This is a genomic window from Dellaglioa algida (assembly GCF_030127605.1).
In the GTDB taxonomy this organism is placed as follows: domain Bacteria; phylum Bacillota; class Bacilli; order Lactobacillales; family Lactobacillaceae; genus Dellaglioa; species Dellaglioa algida.
Genome location: NZ_JANXLE010000005.1, coordinates 16,607 through 36,353 on the forward strand (window position 1 = coordinate 16,607; position 19,747 = coordinate 36,353).

The 19,747-nt window shown below is 36.5% G+C and carries 22 protein-coding genes; 18 read left to right on the forward strand and 4 right to left on the reverse strand.

The features are described 5' to 3' along the window. The first annotated feature begins 40 nt into the window (after window positions 1–40). Genes N0K73_RS05120 through accA form a run of 5 tightly spaced genes read left to right on the forward strand, consistent with a single transcriptional unit; the run spans window position 41 to window position 4,294 of the window. Window positions 41–1,018, forward strand: a complete 978-nt coding sequence (locus tag N0K73_RS05120) for a beta-ketoacyl-ACP synthase III (protein WP_112251162.1) — start codon at window positions 41–43, stop codon at window positions 1,016–1,018. Between the two features lie 17 nt (window positions 1,019–1,035). Continuing rightward, entirely contained in the window at window positions 1,036–1,422 is a 387-nt protein-coding gene (locus tag N0K73_RS05125; protein WP_057974213.1) for an acetyl-CoA carboxylase biotin carboxyl carrier protein, read from the forward strand. A gap of 9 nt (window positions 1,423–1,431) precedes the next feature. Continuing rightward, entirely contained in the window at window positions 1,432–2,721 is a 1,290-nt protein-coding gene (locus N0K73_RS05130) for an acetyl-CoA carboxylase biotin carboxylase subunit (RefSeq protein ID WP_112251160.1), read from the forward strand. 14 nt (window positions 2,722–2,735) lie between these two features. After that, on the forward strand, window positions 2,736–3,518 hold the full coding sequence (locus N0K73_RS05135) for an acetyl-CoA carboxylase carboxyltransferase subunit beta (RefSeq protein WP_112251158.1): 783 nt from the start codon (window positions 2,736–2,738) through the stop codon (window positions 3,516–3,518). Window positions 3,519–3,529: 11 nt separating this feature from the next. Beyond that, on the forward strand, window positions 3,530–4,294 hold the full coding sequence (accA, locus tag N0K73_RS05140) for a carboxyltransferase subunit alpha (protein WP_112251156.1): 765 nt from the start codon (window positions 3,530–3,532) through the stop codon (window positions 4,292–4,294). Window positions 4,295–4,338: 44 nt separating this feature from the next. Here accA and N0K73_RS05145 read toward each other — a convergent pair whose 3' ends face one another. Continuing rightward, entirely contained in the window at window positions 4,339–5,373 is a 1,035-nt protein-coding gene (locus N0K73_RS05145; protein WP_112251154.1) for an LCP family glycopolymer transferase, read from the reverse strand. Between the two features lie 417 nt (window positions 5,374–5,790). On the opposite strand from N0K73_RS05145, the gene N0K73_RS05150 reads away from it, so the two are divergent. Together N0K73_RS05150 and N0K73_RS05155 are read left to right on the forward strand one after the other, a co-directional pair. After that, window positions 5,791–7,059, forward strand: coding sequence for a C40 family peptidase (locus tag N0K73_RS05150; protein ID WP_284068615.1), 1,269 nt, complete (start codon window positions 5,791–5,793; stop codon window positions 7,057–7,059). A gap of 85 nt (window positions 7,060–7,144) precedes the next feature. Next, entirely contained in the window at window positions 7,145–7,837 is a 693-nt protein-coding gene (locus N0K73_RS05155) for a 2,3-bisphosphoglycerate-dependent phosphoglycerate mutase (RefSeq protein ID WP_112251151.1), read from the forward strand. Between the two features lie 17 nt (window positions 7,838–7,854). Here the strand turns inward: N0K73_RS05155 and N0K73_RS05160 are convergent, their stop codons facing one another. The 3 genes from N0K73_RS05160 to N0K73_RS05170 all read right to left on the reverse strand — a co-directional run bounded on the left by N0K73_RS05160 (window position 7,855) and on the right by N0K73_RS05170 (window position 10,355). Next, window positions 7,855–9,189: a C1 family peptidase gene (locus N0K73_RS05160; protein WP_057974219.1), complete on the reverse strand. Its 1,335-nt coding sequence runs from the start codon at window positions 9,187–9,189 to the stop codon at window positions 7,855–7,857. A gap of 159 nt (window positions 9,190–9,348) precedes the next feature. Then, on the reverse strand, window positions 9,349–10,050 hold the full coding sequence (gene rpiA, locus N0K73_RS05165) for a ribose-5-phosphate isomerase RpiA (protein WP_112251149.1): 702 nt from the start codon (window positions 10,048–10,050) through the stop codon (window positions 9,349–9,351). A 14-nt stretch (window positions 10,051–10,064) separates the two neighbouring features. After that, window positions 10,065–10,355, reverse strand: a complete 291-nt coding sequence (locus tag N0K73_RS05170) for a GNAT family N-acetyltransferase (protein WP_112251147.1) — start codon at window positions 10,353–10,355, stop codon at window positions 10,065–10,067. 112 nt (window positions 10,356–10,467) lie between these two features. Here N0K73_RS05170 and N0K73_RS05175 point away from each other — a divergent pair, with 112 nt between their 5' ends. The 11 genes from N0K73_RS05175 (at window position 10,468) to secE (ending at window position 19,717) form a co-directional block, all read left to right on the forward strand. Beyond that, window positions 10,468–11,004 (forward strand): dCTP deaminase/dUTPase family protein, encoded by a 537-nt coding sequence (locus N0K73_RS05175; protein ID WP_112251146.1) that lies wholly within the window; start codon window positions 10,468–10,470, stop codon window positions 11,002–11,004. 101 nt (window positions 11,005–11,105) lie between these two features. Next, entirely contained in the window at window positions 11,106–12,476 is a 1,371-nt protein-coding gene (radA, locus tag N0K73_RS05180; protein WP_057974223.1) for a DNA repair protein RadA, read from the forward strand. 16 nt (window positions 12,477–12,492) lie between these two features. Continuing rightward, on the forward strand, window positions 12,493–13,605 hold the full coding sequence (locus N0K73_RS05185) for a PIN/TRAM domain-containing protein (protein ID WP_057974224.1): 1,113 nt from the start codon (window positions 12,493–12,495) through the stop codon (window positions 13,603–13,605). A gap of 128 nt (window positions 13,606–13,733) precedes the next feature. Next, entirely contained in the window at window positions 13,734–15,227 is a 1,494-nt protein-coding gene (gene gltX / locus N0K73_RS05190) for a glutamate--tRNA ligase (RefSeq protein ID WP_112251145.1), read from the forward strand. Window positions 15,228–15,480: 253 nt separating this feature from the next. After that, window positions 15,481–16,890 carry a cysteine--tRNA ligase gene (gene cysS, locus N0K73_RS05195; RefSeq protein ID WP_057974226.1) on the forward strand — a complete coding sequence of 470 codons (1,410 nt, stop codon included), beginning with the start codon at window positions 15,481–15,483 and terminating at the stop codon, window positions 16,888–16,890. Then, the gene (locus tag N0K73_RS05200) at window positions 16,890–17,312 is read left to right on the forward strand and encodes a Mini-ribonuclease 3 (RefSeq protein ID WP_083478966.1); all 423 of its coding nucleotides are present in this window, start codon (window positions 16,890–16,892) and stop codon (window positions 17,310–17,312) included. Before cysS ends, N0K73_RS05200 begins: the two co-directional genes overlap by 1 nt. Next, complete coding sequence (gene rlmB / locus N0K73_RS05205) at window positions 17,293–18,051, forward strand: 23S rRNA (guanosine(2251)-2'-O)-methyltransferase RlmB (RefSeq protein ID WP_057974228.1); 759 nt, start codon at window positions 17,293–17,295, stop codon at window positions 18,049–18,051. Before N0K73_RS05200 ends, rlmB begins: the two co-directional genes overlap by 20 nt. Window positions 18,052–18,053: 2 nt before the next feature. Then, the gene (locus N0K73_RS05210) at window positions 18,054–18,578 is read left to right on the forward strand and encodes an NYN domain-containing protein (RefSeq protein WP_112251143.1); all 525 of its coding nucleotides are present in this window, start codon (window positions 18,054–18,056) and stop codon (window positions 18,576–18,578) included. Window positions 18,579–18,646: 68 nt separating this feature from the next. Beyond that, window positions 18,647–19,255, forward strand: coding sequence for an RNA polymerase sigma factor (locus N0K73_RS05215; protein WP_057974230.1), 609 nt, complete (start codon window positions 18,647–18,649; stop codon window positions 19,253–19,255). Between the two features lie 121 nt (window positions 19,256–19,376). Beyond that, complete coding sequence (gene rpmG / locus N0K73_RS05220) at window positions 19,377–19,526, forward strand: 50S ribosomal protein L33 (RefSeq protein WP_057974231.1); 150 nt, start codon at window positions 19,377–19,379, stop codon at window positions 19,524–19,526. Between the two features lie 11 nt (window positions 19,527–19,537). Then, window positions 19,538–19,717, forward strand: coding sequence for a preprotein translocase subunit SecE (gene secE / locus N0K73_RS05225; protein WP_057974232.1), 180 nt, complete (start codon window positions 19,538–19,540; stop codon window positions 19,715–19,717). Window positions 19,718–19,747: the final 30 nt, after the last annotated feature.

A 19,747-nucleotide genomic window follows, 5' to 3' on the forward strand; every position in this document is an offset into this window, starting at 1 on the left:
ATATAGGGAATTAAACTTAACGATTGGGAGAATAGTTAAATTGAATAAGTATATCAAAATAAAAAATATGGCTCATTTTGTACCAGAACGACTAGTAACGAATGATGAATTGGCTTCATTTATGCCTACATCTGACGAATGGATAGTGGCACACACAGGTATTAAGACGCGACATTATGCCATTAATGAAAATACGTCAGATTTAAGTACAAAAGTGGCAAATGAACTTTTACGTAAGTCTGGATATAAAGCGTCAGATATTGATTTAATTATTGTTTCAACGATTTCGCCGGATGCATTAACGCCATCAACGGCCGCAATTGTTCAAGGAAATATTAAGGCAACAAACGCATTTGCGTTTGATATCAGCGCGGCTTGTGCCGGGTTTATATTTGCGATGAGCACTGCGGAGAAGTTTTTACGCACGGGACAGTACCAAAGGGCAATCGTGATTAGTGCCGAAGTTAATTCAAAAATGATGGATTTTAAGGACCGAACGAGTGCCGTATTCTTTGGAGATGGTGCTGGTGGGGCCTTGATCGAAGCCTCTAATGATTCAACTGATGAAAGCTTTATTGCGGAGAAAATTGAAACAAATGGTCTTAAAAAAGAAGTGATTCATAGTGGTCGGATTACGCCATTAAGCGATATAAATGGCGACAATTATCCAACGATGGATGCCTTCTTCCAAGAAGGACGAGACGTTTTTGAGTTTGCTACGACAGTTGTTCCCGTTCAAATGAAACAAATATTGGCAGACAATAATTTGCAAACGTCTGATATTGATTTTGTTGTGTGTCACCAAGCTAATTTACGGATTATAGAAAAAATTGCCGAAGAACTAGAAATGCCAATCGAGAAATTTGCAACGAGTGTCACCCATCACGGAAATACTTCTTCGGCTGGTATCCCCATGGCTCTAAATGAGGCACTCGAACAAGGATTTACGGGTGGAACGGTTCTATTAACCGGGTTTGGTGCTGGGTTAGCCTATGGCAGTCTACTAATAAAAATATAAGGCAGGTATGTGAATCTATGAAATTTAATGAGATAAGTCAATTATTAGATAAAATTGCAACGATGCCATTTTCTCATGTTGAAATTAAAGACGGTGATATTGAGATAGTTGTGGACCAAGGACAAAAAAATGAAGAAATCGTGGCGTCGACAACTGAACAATCAAATGTAGATGAAGCTATTTTTGTTGTTAAAAGTCCGCTTGTTGGGTTGATTCATTTTGATCAATCAGGAGCGGTCGGGACTCAAATCATAAAAAAACAAGTCATTGCTCAAATTGAAAGCATGAAATTATATAATGATATCCAATCTCCGGTAACGGGTACTGTGTTAGAGCAGCTAGTCGATGATGGTGAATTGGTTGAATTTGATCAAGAATTATTTAAAATTAGAATAGACGGATAGGTGAGTCAGTTGTTTCAAAAAATTTTAATTGCAAATCGTGGTGAGGTTGCTGAACGAATTATTCGTGCTTGCCAGAAGTTAAAGATACAAACGGTTGCCGTATACTCAACGGTCGACGCGCAAAGTCGATTTGTTGAACTGGCTAACGAAAAAATTTGTATTGGGTCGGCACCGGCAAAAAAATCATATTTAAACCGTGAAAGTTTGTTAATGGCGGCTTTAAATTTAAATGTTGATGCAATCCATCCAGGTTATGGATTCTTATCTGAGGATGCTCAATTTGCAGAAATGTGTGCTGAATGTGGGATTACTTTTATTGGCCCGGAATCTGGGTTAATCCGCCAACTAGCAGATAAAGATAAATCGCGGCTGTTGGCAATCGAAAAAGGGGTACCCGTTATTCCTGGTTCCGATTTGATTACCTCTGATGATGAACTGATTATGCAGGCGAAAAAAATTGGGTTTCCATTGTTGATCAAAGCGGCTCACGGTGGCGGTGGTAAAGGCATTAGAGCAATTAAACAAGAAGCTGATTTATTATTAGGTGCCGAAATTGTTCAGCAAGAGGCGAAGTCTTCTTTTGCCGCAGGTAGTTTTTATCTTGAAAAAAAATTAGTACATGCGCGACATATTGAGGTCCAAATTTTAGGCGATGGACAACACGTTCAGGTACTGGGTGATCGAGACTGTAGTCTACAAAATCATCGACAAAAAGTAATAGAAGAAAGCCCATCAACTGTGCTGACGGATGAACAACGAAGTCAACTTTATAAATACACACGTCAGTTAATAGAAAATCAACACTATGTTGGATTAGGGACTATAGAATTTTTATTTGCTGAAAATAAATTTTACTTTTTAGAAATGAATACGCGATTACAAGTAGAACATGGCGTGACAGAAGAGACCGTTAAGATGGATGTTGTGCAACAACAATTACTAGTAGCTGATGGTAAAGACGTGACGAATGCTGACGTAATGATGAACGGACATGCGATTGAATGTCGATTAACCTTGAGTCCGTGTGTAACCAATGAAATTACGCAGTTTGATTTCCCCGCAGATATCCGAGTTGAAACGGGATACCGTGTTGGGGACGCAATCTCTGCTTATTACGATGGCTTATTAGCAAAAATAATTTGTCACGCGGAAACAAGAAAATTAGCTATTATAAAAATGAAAAAGGCTTTGGAAGCCATCCATGTTTCCGGTATTGAGACGAATCTGATGCAACTAAAAACAATTGTTAGTTCACAAGAATTTATGGAGAATACGATTTCAATTGATAGCAAAATTTAAAGGTGGTAGGTTAAATGAGTCATTATCCAGAGACAAATCAATGGCAAAAATGTCGGAAATGCGGTGCACATTTACACGAAAGTCAATGGGCTCCTTATTTTATTTGTCCAAATTGCCAATCCTATAAACGGCTGACTGCTATGGAAAGAATCGCTATTCTAGCGGATGAGTATAGTTTTGAAGTCATTAATGTACCAAATCAAACCCAAAATAAAGCCGAATTTCCTGGTTACACTGAAAAATTAGAACGCGCTAAAAGTGCAACAACGTCTGATGAAGCAGTAGTGGTGGGGATAGCCACGATTAATAAACAAACGTTAGTTTTAGCCGTCATGGATAGCTTCTTTATGATGGGATCTTTAAATACGACAGCCGGAGCTAGAATTAAAGCGGGAATGAAAGTGGCGTTAGAACAAAAGTTACCGTTTGTGATTGTTACTGCGTCTGGTGGCGCAAGAATGCAAGAAGGCATCTACTCCTTGTTACAAATGAATTCAATTTTGTATATGAAACAAAAATTGGACGATGCGGGTCTATTAGTGATGTCTTTATTGACAGATCCAACAATGGGTGGGGTTAGTGCAAGTTTTGCATTAAATAATGATATTGTGTTGGCAGAAAAACAGGCTAAAATTGGTTTTGCCGGTGAAAGAGTGATTAAAAAAACTACGAATGAGAGACTGCCCGTTGATTTTCAAACGGCAGAAGGTCTGTATAGTAATGGATTTGTTGACCAGGTTATTGATCGAAAGAATCTTAAACAGGTAATTAGTCAATTGCTAACATTACATGCATGAGGAGAGACGAAATGGACTCAAATTTTTTAAAAAACGTTCGATCAAATGATAGATTAAGTACCAAATTAATTATTACCGATCTATTTGATGAATTCTTCGAAAATCATGGTGATAGGGTTGGTGAAGAAGATGCATCTATTACAGGCGGTATCGGACTCTTTCATAATCGACCAGTTACTATTATTGGTATTAATCGTGGAGAAACCCTTGATGAACGCCTAATTTATAATTTTGGTGCCGTGAAACCAAGTGGTTATCGAAAAGCAATGCGTTTGTTAAATGAAGCTGAAAAATTTAAACGGCCCGTAATTACGCTAATTAATATGCCAGGCGCGGATGCTAGCGTTAAATCTGAACAAACCGGTCAGAGTTATGTTATTTCTGAAATGATTTTAAAAATGGGTGCTTTAAAAGTGCCAAATATTGCTATCTTTTTAGGCGAAGGTCAGAGCGGAGGCGCATTGGCACTAGCTAACGCGAATGCCATTATGATGGTTGAGAATAGTTTGTTTTCAGTTGCCTCTCCGGAAGCGGTTAATGCTATCTTGAAGAAATCAAATTCGAATGAAATTGAAACAAGTTTGCCGATGACTGCTTCTGAACTTTTTGAAATTGGTCTAGTTGATGTTGTATTGCCAGAAACTAATCAAGCAACGACAATAGGGTCGATGGATAAGAATTTAAATGAATTAATTGAAAAGATGGCCATTAATTCGGTTGACGAACTAATCGAACAAAGGGAAATGAAATACCAAACTTTTCTGGAAAAATGGTAAAAAAATAAGTTAAACTCAGATTTAATTGGGTTTAACTTATTTTTTTATTTTGAAAGTTGTTGTTCTAGACTGGTGAAGTCTTGTGTGGATTCTTTTAAACCTAACTCGGAGCGAATCGCATTTGAAACACGTTTTTTCTCATCTGAAGTTGGGACTTCATAGGAAAGTCCTTCCACAGCCGTGCTAGTTCCTTGTAAAAGATCAGATTTAATTGATTCCGAAGCAGAACCATAGTTAGTTTCAACCGTAATCATATCGTTGAAACTAAGATCAGTTATCATATTACCGTCAATTGTTTTTAATAATTGTTTGTAATTTGCGAGTGAGTTTACTGACGTTGCTTTTCCGGCGATTGCCGTAATAATTTGTTTTTGACGTTTTTGGCGGCCGTAATCGCCCATTGGATCTGAGTGACGCATTCTCGTGTAAGCTAATGCTTGTTTACCGGTTAAGTGAATTTTCTGACCTTTTTTGTAATGCGTTCCTTCAAGATCAAATGTCAGTAAAGGTTTGACATCAACGCCATCAACGGCATCGACAATTTGTTCCAAACCGCCCATATTAATTAGCATGTAGAAATCAATCGGAACATCTAATAAATTTTGAACAGTGTTAACTGCTAATGTTGCACCATCTTTACCACCATACGTGTAGGCGCTATTTATTTTTGAAGAGTTTTCTCCGCTACCGTCGATTTTAACTTGAGTATCACGAGGAATACTTGTTAAAGTCGTTTTTTTCGTCGAAGGATTAACAGTTGCGATAATCATTGTATCCGTCCTACCCATATCGCTTCTGCCAAGTGCGCCAGTATCTGTACCCATTAGTAAAATAGAAAAGGGTTTCTTTTGACTTAAAACGCTAGAAACATTGCGTAACTTAGTTGCATTTGTATCTTTATAAGTTTTTGCGACCGTCTTCTCGGTATGCGTGAATACGGAGTAGGCGTAAACGCCACCAGATCCAATTCCTAATAGAAGAAAGATTAATAATCCCCATAATATGGGATGTTTATTTTTTTTATTTTGAGAGCTACCATTAATCGGAGATGGCATTCCGAAATCATTATTTTTAGACATAGTCACTTATTACCTTTCATTTCGTTAATTAAAGTGATTATACGATAAAAGGAGCAGAAAAGAACAAAAAAGCATTTTTCTTACGGTATTATTAAATAATTAACTGAAATTTTAAAATAAAATCGTTGTTGTATCAGTAAAAAATGACTAATTGTATTACGATTTTGTCATTTTGATCGAAATTGATGAATGCTTATGTAGCAAGCAATAGAAACGTTAAAATATGATTAAAATGCGTTTTGTAACACTCATGTAATATGACTGAAATTAAATGGTGTCAATTGAATTCGAATGTAAAGGAATCGTAATGGTATGTACCGAAGAACCGTGCTATTCTATTCAAGTTAAGAAAAACGGATAATTGAAATTAAATAAATAGATATAAAATTAAATGGGAATTAATTAGGAGAGTGTCTTTTGAAAATTAATAATAAAATCGCTAAAGTAATGATGATGACTGCAACGCTTATCGGGATGACTGCAGTTGCAGAACAAGCTAACGCTTCAGATAGTATCACTGATTTAACAAGTACAATTACTAAGTTAAATAGTAAAAGTACAGAAGTAACTGCAAAATTAGCAACAATTAATGATGAAATTGATTCAACAAAGGCAGAAGTGAAAAGTGCCAAGGATGATGCCGCAAAACTTGAATCAGATCAATACAAATTAGGTAAAAAAATCAGCCGATTAAATGTTGAAATCACACAAAGAGATTCACAATTATCTGATCAAACACGTGCTTTACAAGTAAATGGTAATACATCAAGCATGGTTGAATTTGTTTCAGATTCAAAAAGTGTTGTTGACGCATTTAAACGTGTCGGAACAGTTACAACATTAGTTGGTGCCGGTCAAAAAGCTGCTAAACAACAAAAAGTTGATAAGGCTGAAGTTAAGGCTGATAAAGTTGAATTAGATAAAAAAGCAATTGCTCAAGAAAAAACAGTTAAAGAATATACAAATAAACAAGCTGAATTGGCCGTTAAACAAGCAAGTGCCAATACATTAAAAGCACAAATTGATACAAAAAAATCAGACGCACAATCTTCAATTGATGACGCAAAAGCAGCAGAAAAAGCGGCAGAAAAAGCAGCAGCTGATACAAAAGCAGCAAACGATAAAAATGATGCAGCAGCAGCAGATGCGGCAGCAGCAAAAGCAACTGAAGCAGCAAGTTCATCAAATTCAGACGCAACAAGTAATAAAGAAACATCAGACTCAAGTGTTGCTAGTGCTCCAAGTGCCAACAACTCAAGCGCTGATACATCAAGCAAGAAAACATCAAATACATCATCAAGTTCTGTAGATTCTTCAAGTCTTGATACAAGTAGTATTACTGCTTTAGCAAGATCATTGACAACAAAGAGCATCCCATATGTATGGAGTGGAAAATCATTAAGTGGTTTTGATTGTTCTGGATTTACTAGCTATGTCTACGCACATGCTGCTGGAAAATCAATTGGTGGATACACTGTAGCTCAAGAAGGACAAGTTTCTTATGAATCAGTTTCACAAGCACAACCAGGAGACTTACTTTTCTGGGGTTCAAAAGGTTCATCATATCATGTTGCCATCTACTTAGGTGGAAGCCAATTTGCTGAAGCACCAACTGAAGGACAAAATGTTAAAATTAGCACAATGAGTGCTTACTGGAAACCAGATTTCGCTGGCCGAGTAAAATAAAGTTTGAAAGACTTAAGACAACGATGTTGTTTTAAGTCTTTTTTGTTATAATGGGTACTAATGAAGAGTAAAGAAGGTTTGAATAATGGTTGAAGTGGTCATGGTCAGACATGGTGAAAGTTTGGCAAATCAAAATAATGAGTATACGGGTTGGTCTGACGTTCCTTTGACCGCTGCCGGAATGAAAGAAGCTGAAATTGCGGGGACCATCATTCGTGATACCGGTATTTGTTTCTCTCAAGTCCATACGTCAGTCTTAAAACGTGCCATCATAACTAGTAATATCATCATGGAAGAGGCCAATCAACTTTGGGTCCCAATACAAAAGAACTGGCGGTTAAATGAACGTCATTATGGCGCATTACGTGGCTTGAATAAAGATGATACTAAACGTATTTATGGTAGCAATCAGGTGGCACAATGGCGAAGAAGTTACACCGCGGTGCCGCCAAAGTTAGATGTCCCGGATAGTGATAGACGTTACAAACAACAACTTGGAAATAAGTTGCCAACTGCTGAAAGTTTAAAAATGGCATTTGAACGTATTTTACCGTACTGGCAAGACGTTATTGCGCCAGAATTACGACAAGGTAAGAATCAGTTGATTGTTGCGCATGGTAGTACGCTGAGAGCGCTGATTAAGTATTTAGAAGCTATATCGGATTCAGATATTGATGGCGTTGAAGTGCCAAATGGGGAACCCATTTTATATACATTAAATGATGATTTAACCATTAAGAATAAGCAAATATTGGTACAAAAAAAGAAGCAACAGTAAATGTTGCTTCTTTTTGATTACGCTAAAGCGCCCATTGGATCCCAAGGAGCAAGAACTTTAGGTTCTTCTTTTAATATAGTTTGTAGTTTTTCTGGTAAGAACTTTTTGTTAACAACAACTTGATAACAATATTCTTCCATCCAATTATCACTCATCACGAAGAAGCCTTTTTTACCAACTTTTTCGCCCCATGAGTTTTCAACTTTCCATTTAGTTGCTTGATCATCAACTATGTCAACGCCCGTTAAAACCATAGCGTGCGTCATCAAGCTTTCGCCATAATCAAGACGTTCAGCTTTTGATAAAGCTAAATCGATATTGAATAATTCATCTTTATGGTAAAGCTCTGTATCCATAATTCCTAACTGGCGTTCAGAAGATTGACCAACGTCACAACCGAACCAGACGCTTTCGCCTGATTGCAATTGTTTGATAGCGACGTCTCTAAAATCTGCCATGTTAACATTCAAATGGCGAACCGGACGGCCATTTACAACGTTTCCAAGACGATCAACGGTATACATATTATTATAAGGTTTATCGTCAGTTGGGCCATTTATAATTGAAACATATTCATCTAGGTCCCATCCGATGAATTTATCGTAGAATGTTTTTGGTGTTAAATTTTTGTCGATATGGTATTCATTATCAGAATCACGATATTCGAAGTCAAAGGTTGCAGGTGGTTCACCGAAACTATAAGCAAGTAAACGATATATCTCAGTTAATTTTGCTTCCTTAACGGCTTCAATTTCTGCTTCACTTGTTCCGGCTGCAACAAGTTCACGCAAATCAACAGCATCTTTTCTTAGTTTTAAGTTTAATGTAGCATTAATTTCAGTTGATTTAGAACTATTGTATGTTTCAGGCATAACAGACTGAGGGACAACGCCATATTTTTCAATAATTGCGACGATCATATCCCATTGACCACCATCTTGTTGAGGCGTTGTCATTAACCATGATACTGTACGGTCATCAGTTGGTTTATCTGCCGTTTCAAGAACATTTTGATAGAAATAATTTGCTTTTTCTAGCTTATCCCAGAAGTAGGTGAAATTTTGTGATAATTCAAAATCTTTAGTCACTTTAAAATTCGTTTTCATATCATGTCGCATTGTATTTAACGCGGCGAACATCCAACAACGACCTGACTGTTTTTGATTAGAGACGTTACCAACATCGAGATCAATTGAGAATACGGGTTCCATTTTAGCTTGAGCTTTTAAATCGTAACTGTTTGCTAAAATTCCATTTTTTGTGACGGCGCGTTCAATCACGTCATGGCTTTCGCGTGCATGTAAGTTCTTTTGAAATTTTGCAAGTTGTTCTGAACTAATTGATTGTGTCAAAATATCACACTCCTAGGTAAGATTTAAGTACTAATTTCAGTATAATGCATTTATTTAAATTAGTAAACAATGTTAAAAAGAAAAGAAAACTCTCATTTAACAGAAATGGTGTTTTGCGTATTTAAAAAGAGTCGATAAAATCGGCTCTTTTTAGTTTACTTATTTAATTGTGAATGTATCCGGACGAGCGTCCAGAACTTCAGGACCATCCTGACGTCCGACGATAACCGTATTAACGCAGTCTAAGAATAAACCTTGTTCAACAACACCAACTTGTTTTGCTAAGTAGTCTTGTAGGCCAGCTGGGTCAGTTATTTCACCTAAATGTAAATCAATAACAAAGTTTTTAGAATCAGTTAAGACGTTTTCTCCATCAACAGTTCTAAACTCAGGATTAAGTCCTTTAGCTGCTAACTTCTTAAATAATTGGTGGCTACCATAAGGAATTACTTCAACAGGGAGAGGGAATTTACCCAAAGTATGAACCATTTTACTTTCGTCAACAATCCACATGTTTTTTGTTGAATTAATGGCAACAATTTTTTCAAATAAATGAGCAGCACCGCCACCTTTAATACCTTGGAAGTGGTCATCAATTTCGTCCGCACCGTCAATAGTCAAATCAATATGATCAACTTCATCAACTGATTTAACGGGGATACCTAATGATTTTGCTTGTTCTTCAGTTCTAATTGATGTTGAGACACCAACAATAGATAGATTCTCGTCTTTAACGCGTTTGCCCAATGCATCTACCATAAATTTGACGGTAGACCCCGTACCAAGTCCAACTACCATGCCGTCTTCAATAAACTCAACAGCTTTTTGTCCAACTAATTTCTTTAAATCGTCTTGATTCATTTAAGCCACGCTCCTTATTTTTGTTTAGGTGTGTAAATTAATTCAGAAAGTGTAGGATGATCACTAAAATAAAATTTTGTGTAGGGACATAGTGGTAGAATTGTTTGCTTATTTTCAATAACTTGATTAATTAAGTACTCAGTTAACGATTTTGCGATACCTTGATGGCGATGGTTGTCATCTACCCAGGTATGTTCAACGACTATTGTTCGATTGTCATTGATGATTGTAAAACTAATTCTGCCAATTAACTGCTTATTGTCGTCATATCCACGTAAATCGTTTTCATTTAGTTCGAAAGTCATCTAAACACCTCACCTTTAAATATGATTATACCATTAAAAAACACCCAAAAACTAGCCAATTATGTCATGAATGGGGTAAGATAAAAGGTAAACAGATTATGAGGACATTTAAATGAAAACTAGAGGTTTTGAAATTGTTACTAAGTATGCGGATGATGTTAGTTTACCCGTAAGATCAACTAAATCTTCGGCAGGGTATGATTTAGCTGCGGCCGAAGATTTTGTGTTGCCTTCTATTTGGAAGAGCGGCTTCTTAAAAGTACTATGGTTAATTCGACATGGTAAGACTGTGAATGAAGATGAATTGACTCAGGCAAATAAGATTTTGAAACCTTATTTGATTCCTACGGGAATTAAAGCATATATGCAAGATAACGAATTTTTATTATTGGCTAATCGTTCGAGCAGTCCATTAAAACGTGGGTTAATTTTACCAAACGGAATTGGTGTAATTGATTCTGATTACTATAATAATCAGAATAATGAAGGTGAAATTTTTATTCAAATAGTTAATTTTAGTTTAAAAGACCAAATTGTTAAAAAAGGTGATCGCGTAGGACAGGGGATTTTTATGCCCTTCTTAACGGTTGATGATGAGAAAGTAACATCAACAAAACGAGTTGGCGGATTCGGTTCATCCGGTAAATAGTTATTATAGAATGTTTAAGAATTTCAGTCAAAATCACGAGTGGTATTTTATGTGATAAAATATTAATAATAGAATGATAATAAACGGGTGGGGGAATCTGAATGGCAAAAATAAAAACGCAATTTGTATGTCAGAACTGCGGCTACACCTCACCAAAATATTTAGGACGTTGTCCTAATTGTGGTGAGTGGAACACAATGGTTGAAGAGCGCGAACAATCACAAAAGGCAGATCGTAAAGCTCGCGTCAGTTTTAATGGAAACTCTGTTAAACCAGAATTGTTAGATGATGTCTCAATGGCAGAACAAGAACGTGTTGAAACTGATTTAGGTGAGTTAAATCGTGTTCTTGGTGGTGGTGTCGTCCCTGGATCATTAGTTTTAATTGGTGGTGATCCAGGAATTGGTAAATCAACGCTACTTTTACAGGTTTCTGGTCAGTTAAGCCAAACCGGTGGGACTGTTTTATACGTGTCCGGTGAGGAGAGCGCTGTTCAAATTAAAATGCGTGCACAACGACTTGGCGTTGGAGGTAAGAAATTTTACCTCTACCCTGAAACTGATATGGGTAATATTCGTCAAAATATCGAAACGTTGAATCCTGACTATGTCGTTATTGATTCGATTCAAACGATGCAAGAACCAGAAATGTCCGCGGCAGTTGGAAGTGTTTCACAAATTCGTGAAGTAACAGCTGAGTTGTTGCAAATTGCTAAAACTAATGGCATTACAATCTTTATTGTAGGACATGTCACAAAAGGTGGCGCTATTGCTGGACCTAAAATTTTAGAGCATATGGTTGATACAGTGCTTTATTTTGAAGGGGATATGCACCATACATTCCGTATTTTACGTGCAGTTAAAAATCGGTTTGGTTCAACAAATGAAATTGGTATTTTTGATATGCGTGAGGGCGGATTATTTGAAGTTGCTAATCCGTCAGAAATTTTCTTGGAGGAACGCTTAGACGGTGCAACTGGGTCGGCAATTGTGGTCTCTATGGAAGGAACCAGACCAATTTTGGTTGAGGTTCAAGCATTAATTACGCCAACCGTCTATGGAACAGCCAAACGCACAACGACTGGACTTGATCATAATCGTGTTTCATTAATAATGGCAGTACTAGAGAAACGCGCGAGTTTATTGTTACAAAATCAGGATGCGTATCTTAAAGCGGCCGGCGGTGTAAAATTAGATGAACCAGCAATTGATTTAGCCATTGCCGTTAGTATTGCATCAAGTTATCGGGACAAAGAAACAGATCCTGCGGATAGTTTTGTGGGCGAAATTGGACTAACTGGCGAAATAAGACGTGTAAATCGGATTGAACAACGCGTTGCTGAAGCCCAAAAATTGGGCTTCAAGCGCATCTTTATCCCTAAAAATAATTTATCAGGATGGACACCACCTAAAGGGATTGAAGTAGTTGGTGTTGCAACTCTAAGTGAAGCACTTAAAGTTGTGTTTAACTAGAAAGGAGGACTTATTAATGCGTAGAAATATTATTAAAGGTGTAGTTGCATTGATTGGTGGTGGAATAGGCGTTAGTTTATTGCCACTTTTTTGGAAGATTGTTTCAGCTTCAACGATTGGTTGGTTGAATAATGGCGTTGTTAACTTTTTAGTAGGTGTTGCTTTAGCTCTTATTGTATCTTTTTTCTTAATTACACCGCTAGAAAAATTATTAGCTAATATTGAAAGTTATTTAACAAAGCAAAGTCCAATGATGTTATTGACGGCAAGTGTCTCAACGATTGTTGGAATGGTCATTGCAGTTTTGGTATCAACACCATTCTATCGATCAGAAATTTGGTTACTAAATACCATTGTGCCTGTACTTTTACTTTTCTTATTAGGATACTTTGGATTTGTTATCGGAACTAATCGTTTAGAAGACTGGCGTAAGTTATTTACATCAAAAAATAAGAAAAGTGACGTCGTTGAAAACAATATACTGGAACGTAACACTAACGATAATTATCACGAATATAAAATTTTAGATACAAATATCTTAATTGATGGTCGTATTTATGATTTGATTAAAACGGGTTTTATCGAAGGAACGCTGTTGGTACCCAATTTCGTTTTATATGAGTTACAGTATATTGCTGATTCAGCAGACAGTATTAAACGCGTCCGTGGTCGACGTGGGTTAGACATTTTAAATAAACTTCAAGATGAAAAAATTATGCCGATTGAAATGTACGAGGGTGATTTTGAAGAAATTGATGAAGTAGATAGCAAGTTAATTAAATTGGCTAAAACAATTGATGGCGTTATTGTAACTAACGATTTTAATTTAAATAAAGTTAGTGAATTCCAAAATGTACAAATTTTGAATGTCAATGCGCTAGCTAAATCACTGAAACCACGCGTTATTCCTGGTGAACAACTACGGGTAATGGTCATTAAAAATGGTTCTGAACGCCAACAAGGTATTGCTTACTTAGATGATGGAACGATGGTTGTCGTTGAAGAAGGAAAGTATTTCCTTAACAAAACGATTGATGTCGTTGTCACAAGTGCGCTACAAACAGATGCCGGAAGAATGATTTTTGCAAAACCGTTACACTCAATGAAAAAAATAAACGACAAGAAATAAGGTCAATACTAAGATTATTGGCTTTATTTTTTATGTAATTCATTGTAAACTAGATTAGTTGAATAAAGCCTTAAATAAACGATTTCAATCGTAATAGACAAATACAGAAAAAAGAAAGAGGCGTCATCATGGCTAAAAATAAAATTCGTGTCAGATATGCACCAAGTCCAACTGGACATTTACACATCGGAAATGCGCGTACAGCGTTATTTAATTATCTATTTGCAAGAAGTCAAAAAGGAACTTTTGTTATTCGAATTGAAGATACGGATACAAAAAGAAATATTGCTGACGGTGAACGCAGTCAATTGGACAACTTGAAATGGTTAGGGATGGATTGGGATGAAGGTCCTGATAAACCAGGTGATTTTGGTCCATATCGCCAATCAGAACGTAAAGAAATTTATTTACCATTAATTCAAGAGTTAGTGGATAAAAATTTAGCTTATGAATCATATAAAACTGAAGATGAACTTGAATCAGACCGTGACGCGCAAAAAGCACGCAACGAAATGCCTCATTATGAATATGAATATGCAGGTATGTCTGATGATGAGATAGCCGCTAAGATTGCTGAATCAAAAGCTGCTGGATTGACACCAGTCATTCGTTTCCGTGTTCCGGCAAACAAAAAATATGAATTTAACGATATTGTTAAAGGCGATATTACTTTCGATTCTAATACTATCGGTGGCGATTTTGTGATTCAAAAACGTGATGGTATGCCAACTTATAACTTCGCTGTTGTTGTCGATGATCACTTGATGGAAATCACACACGTTCTTCGTGGGGATGATCATATTGCCAATACACCAAAACAATTAATGATTTATGAAGCATTTGGTTGGGATGCACCAATCTTTGGTCATATGACGTTAATTATTAACACAGAAACAGGTAAAAAATTAAGTAAACGTGACGAAAACGTCTTACAGTTCATTGAACAATATCGTGAATTAGGTTACTTACCGGAAGCCATGGTAAACTTTATTACCCTATTAGGTTGGTCACCAGTTGGTGAAAGTGAAATCTTCTCTCGTCAAGAATTAGTTAAGATGTTTGATCCTAAACGTTTGAGCAAATCACCAGCTTCATTTGATGGTAAAAAATTGGAATGGATTAACAACCAATACATTAAGACAGCTGATGAAGATAAAGTAATGGATTTAGCTTTACGTCAATTAATTCAAGATGGTAAAATCGAAGCTGATCCAAGCGCCGAAAGAATTGAATGGGCTCGTAAATTAATTAGTCTTTACAAACAACAAATGTCTTACACAGGTCAAATTACTGAAATGGCTGAAGTATTCTTGAGCGAACCACCTGTTCTTGATGATGAAGCTAAAGCAGAATTGGCTGTTGAAACGGCACCAACTGTTTTAAAAGAATTTGCTGAACGCATCAAAGTAATTGATATTTTTGATGCTGTTGAAATTCAAGCAACTATTAAATCAATTCAAAAAGATACGAAGATTAAAGGTCGTCAATTATACATGCCTATCCGTATCGCAACGACACGTGAGATGCATGGACCAGAATTACCAGCATCTATTGAATTGCTTGGCCGTGAAAAGGCGTTGGCTCATTTAAATAAAACGTTAGAAGAAATGAATACAAAATAATTTTTGATAAGAGAGAGTAGCAACTGGATGTTTTTCAGAAAGTTTTCGGTGATGTGAGAAAACAAACATTGGTTGTGAAGTGCCTCTTTGAGATGCTATGATGAACAAAGTAATGATAGTCGTGTAATGAACGTTAACTCATTAACGAGATACGGTTAATCGTATCTGCAGGAGTGGGTAACGTTCAAGACGTCTTTTATAGGTATATAAAAGACGTCTTTTTTTAACAAAATATTAACTAGTGGGTGATGAAATGATTTCAATATACAATACATTAACGAATCAAAAAGAAGTATTTAAACCGCTGGTGCCTGAACAAGTTAGCATGTATGTCTGTGGCCCAACTGTTTATAACTATATTCATATTGGTAACGCGCGAAGTGCAATTGCATTTGATACAATTCGTCGATACTTCGAATATCGTCAGTTTAAAGTTAACTATGTCTCTAATTTTACGGATGTTGACGATAAAATGATTAAAGCAGCTAAAGAAAATCATATTACGGTTCAACAATTAGCCGATAAATTTATCGCCGCCTTTATGGAGGATACAAAAGCTTTAGCAATTGAACCCGCAACTAAAAATCCAAAAGCAACGGAAAATATTGCTGATATTATTCAATTTATTTCAAGTTTAATTGCTAAGGGTTACGCCTATGAATCAGACGGGGATGTTTATTTTAGAACTCGTAAATCTCCTGATTACGGAAAATTATCTGATCAAAATATTGATGAGTTAGAGCAGGGTGCAAGTCAGCATGTTGACACCGAAGAAACGGCCCGTAAAGAAGACGTGATTGATTTTGCACTTTGGAAGTCAGTAAGAAATGATGAGCTTTCATGGGAGTCACCATTTGGTAAAGGTCGTCCAGGTTGGCACATTGAATGCTCAGTTATGGCAACGAAATATTTGGGACCAACAATTGATATTCATGGTGGCGGACAAGATTTAATGTTCCCCCACCATGAAAATGAAATTGCTCAAAGCGAAGCTGAAACTGGTCAAAAGTTTGCTAACTACTGGATGCATAATGGCTTTGTAACTATTGGTGAAGATGACGAAAAGATGAGTAAATCGTTGGGTAATTTTGTTACGGTTCATGATATGATTAAAGAAGTTGATCCTCAAGTGGTTCGATTCTTTATGGCAACGACGCATTACCGACATCCTATTCAATACAGTCAAACAAATATTGAAGAAGCAACGAATAACTTGAATAAGTTAAAGACGGCTTTTGATAATTTGAATTACCGGTTAAAAGATGCGGTTGTTGGTTCGAATCAAGAAGTGGAAGCTCAAATTACTGAAAGTTTAGCTAAATTTGAAAGTGCCATGGATGAAGATTTCAATGCGCAAAACGGGATTGCTGTTGTGTATGATATGGCTAAAAAAATGAATGTTTATTCTGAAGCCGGCCAGGTGGAACTTGATTCAATCAATCATTTATTAGAAACATTTAAGAATATGACGGCAGTTTTTGGTCTTTCGTTTGATCAAGCAACTGAAGATTTAGGCGCAAGAGTTGAAGAATTAATTGCACAACGTTTAGAAGCTAAGAAGCAAAAGGACTTCCAAAAAAGTGATGATATTCGGGATCAACTTGCGGCTGAAGGTATCATTTTAGAAGATACGCCACAAGGAACGAGATGGAGAAAAGACTAATGGAAAAAAATGCAGATTATCAACAAATGAATGGAATTGCATTGGCCTACATGGGCGATGGTATCTATGAAGTTTTTGTACGTAAACACTTACTTGTCCAAGGATTAACAAGGCCTACACAGTTGCATCATCAAGCGACGCATTATGTATCGGCAAAGGCGCAAGCATTTTTAATCGATAAAATGACGGAAAATGACATTTTAACTGAAGAAGAAGTCGATTACTTTAAACGTGGTCGTAATGCTAAAAGTCATACTTCAGCTAAAAATACATCGGTCATAACGTATCGTATTTCGACTGGATTTGAAGCATTATTTGGCTACTTATTTTTAAGTAATCAAAACGATAGATTAGCCGAATTGGCAAAATGGTGCATTGACACCGTTGAAAAGGAGAACTTAAATGGGACAACCAAGAAGTAGTGAAGAGGCTGGCGATTTTATTATCGGACGTCACCCCGTAGAAGCTGCATTAAAGAGTAATCAATCAATTAATAAATTGTTTATACAATCTGGTTTGAAATCAGATGTTTTAAGTGGAATTGAACAAATGGCAAAGAAGAAGGGTATTATTACGCAACTAGTACCCAAGAGTAAATTAGATCTATTATCAGATCAACAAAATCATCAAGGTGTTATCGTTGCTGTTGCTGCATTTGAATATGCGACGATTGATGATCTTTTTAAAAGCGCTGCTGATAAAGATGAACCACCATTTTTCCTTATTCTAGATAATGTTGAGGACCCACATAATTTAGGTTCAATCATGAGAACGGCCGACGCTGCTGGGGTACACGGGATTATTATTCCAAAACGCCGTGCTGTTGGGTTAACATCAACAGTTGCTAAGACGTCAACGGGGGCAATTGAATATATGCCAGTTGCCCGTGTTACTAACCTAGTAAATACCGTTAATGAATTAAAGAAAGCCGGATTATGGGTTTTTGGAACGGATATGGATGGACAAGATTATCGTGAGTGGGATGCCAAAGGACCTACGGCGCTTGTGATTGGTAATGAAGGAAAGGGAATTTCACCATTATTGAAAAAAGCATGTGATGGTATGTTAACTATCCCAATGATTGGACACGTTCAAAGTTTAAATGCTAGTGTCGCAGCCAGTTTGCTTATTTATCAAGGATTTACTTCAAGGGGTAAATAATAATGAAAAAGCAAATTTTAGTTGTGGATGCTTACAATATGATTGGTAATTGGCCAGAATTAAATCGATTGAAACAATCTGAACGGCTTGATGAAGCACGTGACTTATTGCTGCACAAACTTTCAAATTACCACAAACAAATTGATTCACGGCTAATCGTTGTTTTTGACGCAATGTACGTTCCGGGACTATCAAAAAGCTATATAAAATATGGGCTGGAGATTATTTGGACGGCAGAAGGCCAAACGGCAGATAGTTATATTGAAGCAATGATTGGTGAGTTACAGACAAAGTTAACGCAAGTGACTGTTGCCACCAGCGACCAGGCAGAGCAATGGACAATCTTTTCACAAGGTGCATTGAGAATTCCAGCTTGGGAACTATACAAAGATATTAATGAGTCAAAAAAAGAAGTGGCGCAACAAGCAAAGCAGTACCAAACTGAAGCTTTAGTTAGACGTTCACCCTGGAATGCTAAACAGTTGGATAATTTAGCTAAATTACGTGATGATCTGTCTGGTAAATAACCGACTGTTGTAATTGGGCGATATGTTTGTTATATTGAAAAACGGAGACCCGGATATGGAGAGTCTACTTGTTAGATGAAACTTACCGGAGTACTGAAAAAGAAACTGATTTTCAATTAATTTGTCAAATCAAATTAGGGGCAGAACATAAATTTGAACCGTTATTTGAACGCTATCGGCCAATGGTCTATTGTGTTATTCGCAAATACTATTTAAAATTATGGGATACAGAAGATTTTTTACAAGAGGCCAGGGCGGTTTGTTTTAGAGCGTTGAATAATTATCGACCGGACAAAGGTATTACGTTCGGGCAATATTTTAAAACGAGTCTATCAAATTGTATTTTTAGCTTAATTCGTAAAGAATCTGCGGCTAAAAGACTATCTGATGTTAACTCACATTCTTTAGAATGTTATGAAGAAACGTATGGTGAATGTGAACGACCAGCGTTTTATTGTGAATTGTTAGCAGATGATAGGCTGATCCTTCAAGAAAAATTGAATGCTTTTGAATTGAAATTATCGGAATTTGAAAGAAGTACTTTCGTTTTACTTTATTATCAAATGAAAACACCGGAGGAAATTATGCTTGTTTTAGATTGTGACATAAAGAAAGTGTCGGGAGCTATCTCAAGATGTAAGAGTAAACTGGGATTATTCTTTAAAGAAAATCGATAATTTGAAAAGAAAGAAAAGGGGGTGGTTCCTTTTTTCTTTCTTTTAATGTAAAATGAGAGTATTCTTTAGAAATGTTGGTTGAAGCTAGCAATAGTTAGCTCTACATTAAGGAGAAACGGTTATGGCACAAAGAAAAGTAGCATTGGCTTGTATTGTTTGTGGCTCACGTAACTATATTGTGGCCGCAAAACCGAGCAGAACTGAACGTTTAGAAGTTAATAAATTTTGTAAATACTGTAATAAACATACGTTACATCGCGAAACAAAATAGGGGGATAAATCATGAGAAAAATTAATGCATTTCTTAAAAGTGTCATTGTAGAAATCAAAGCAACCACTTGGCCAACAGGTAAGGAACTACGTCGAGACACAACAACAGTTGTCGTAACTGCTATTATGTTTGCGATTTTCTTCTGGATAGTTGACTCGGGTGCTTCTGCATTCTTAACCCTATTTTCATAGAAAAATAGCTATTTAACTGATATTTTGATA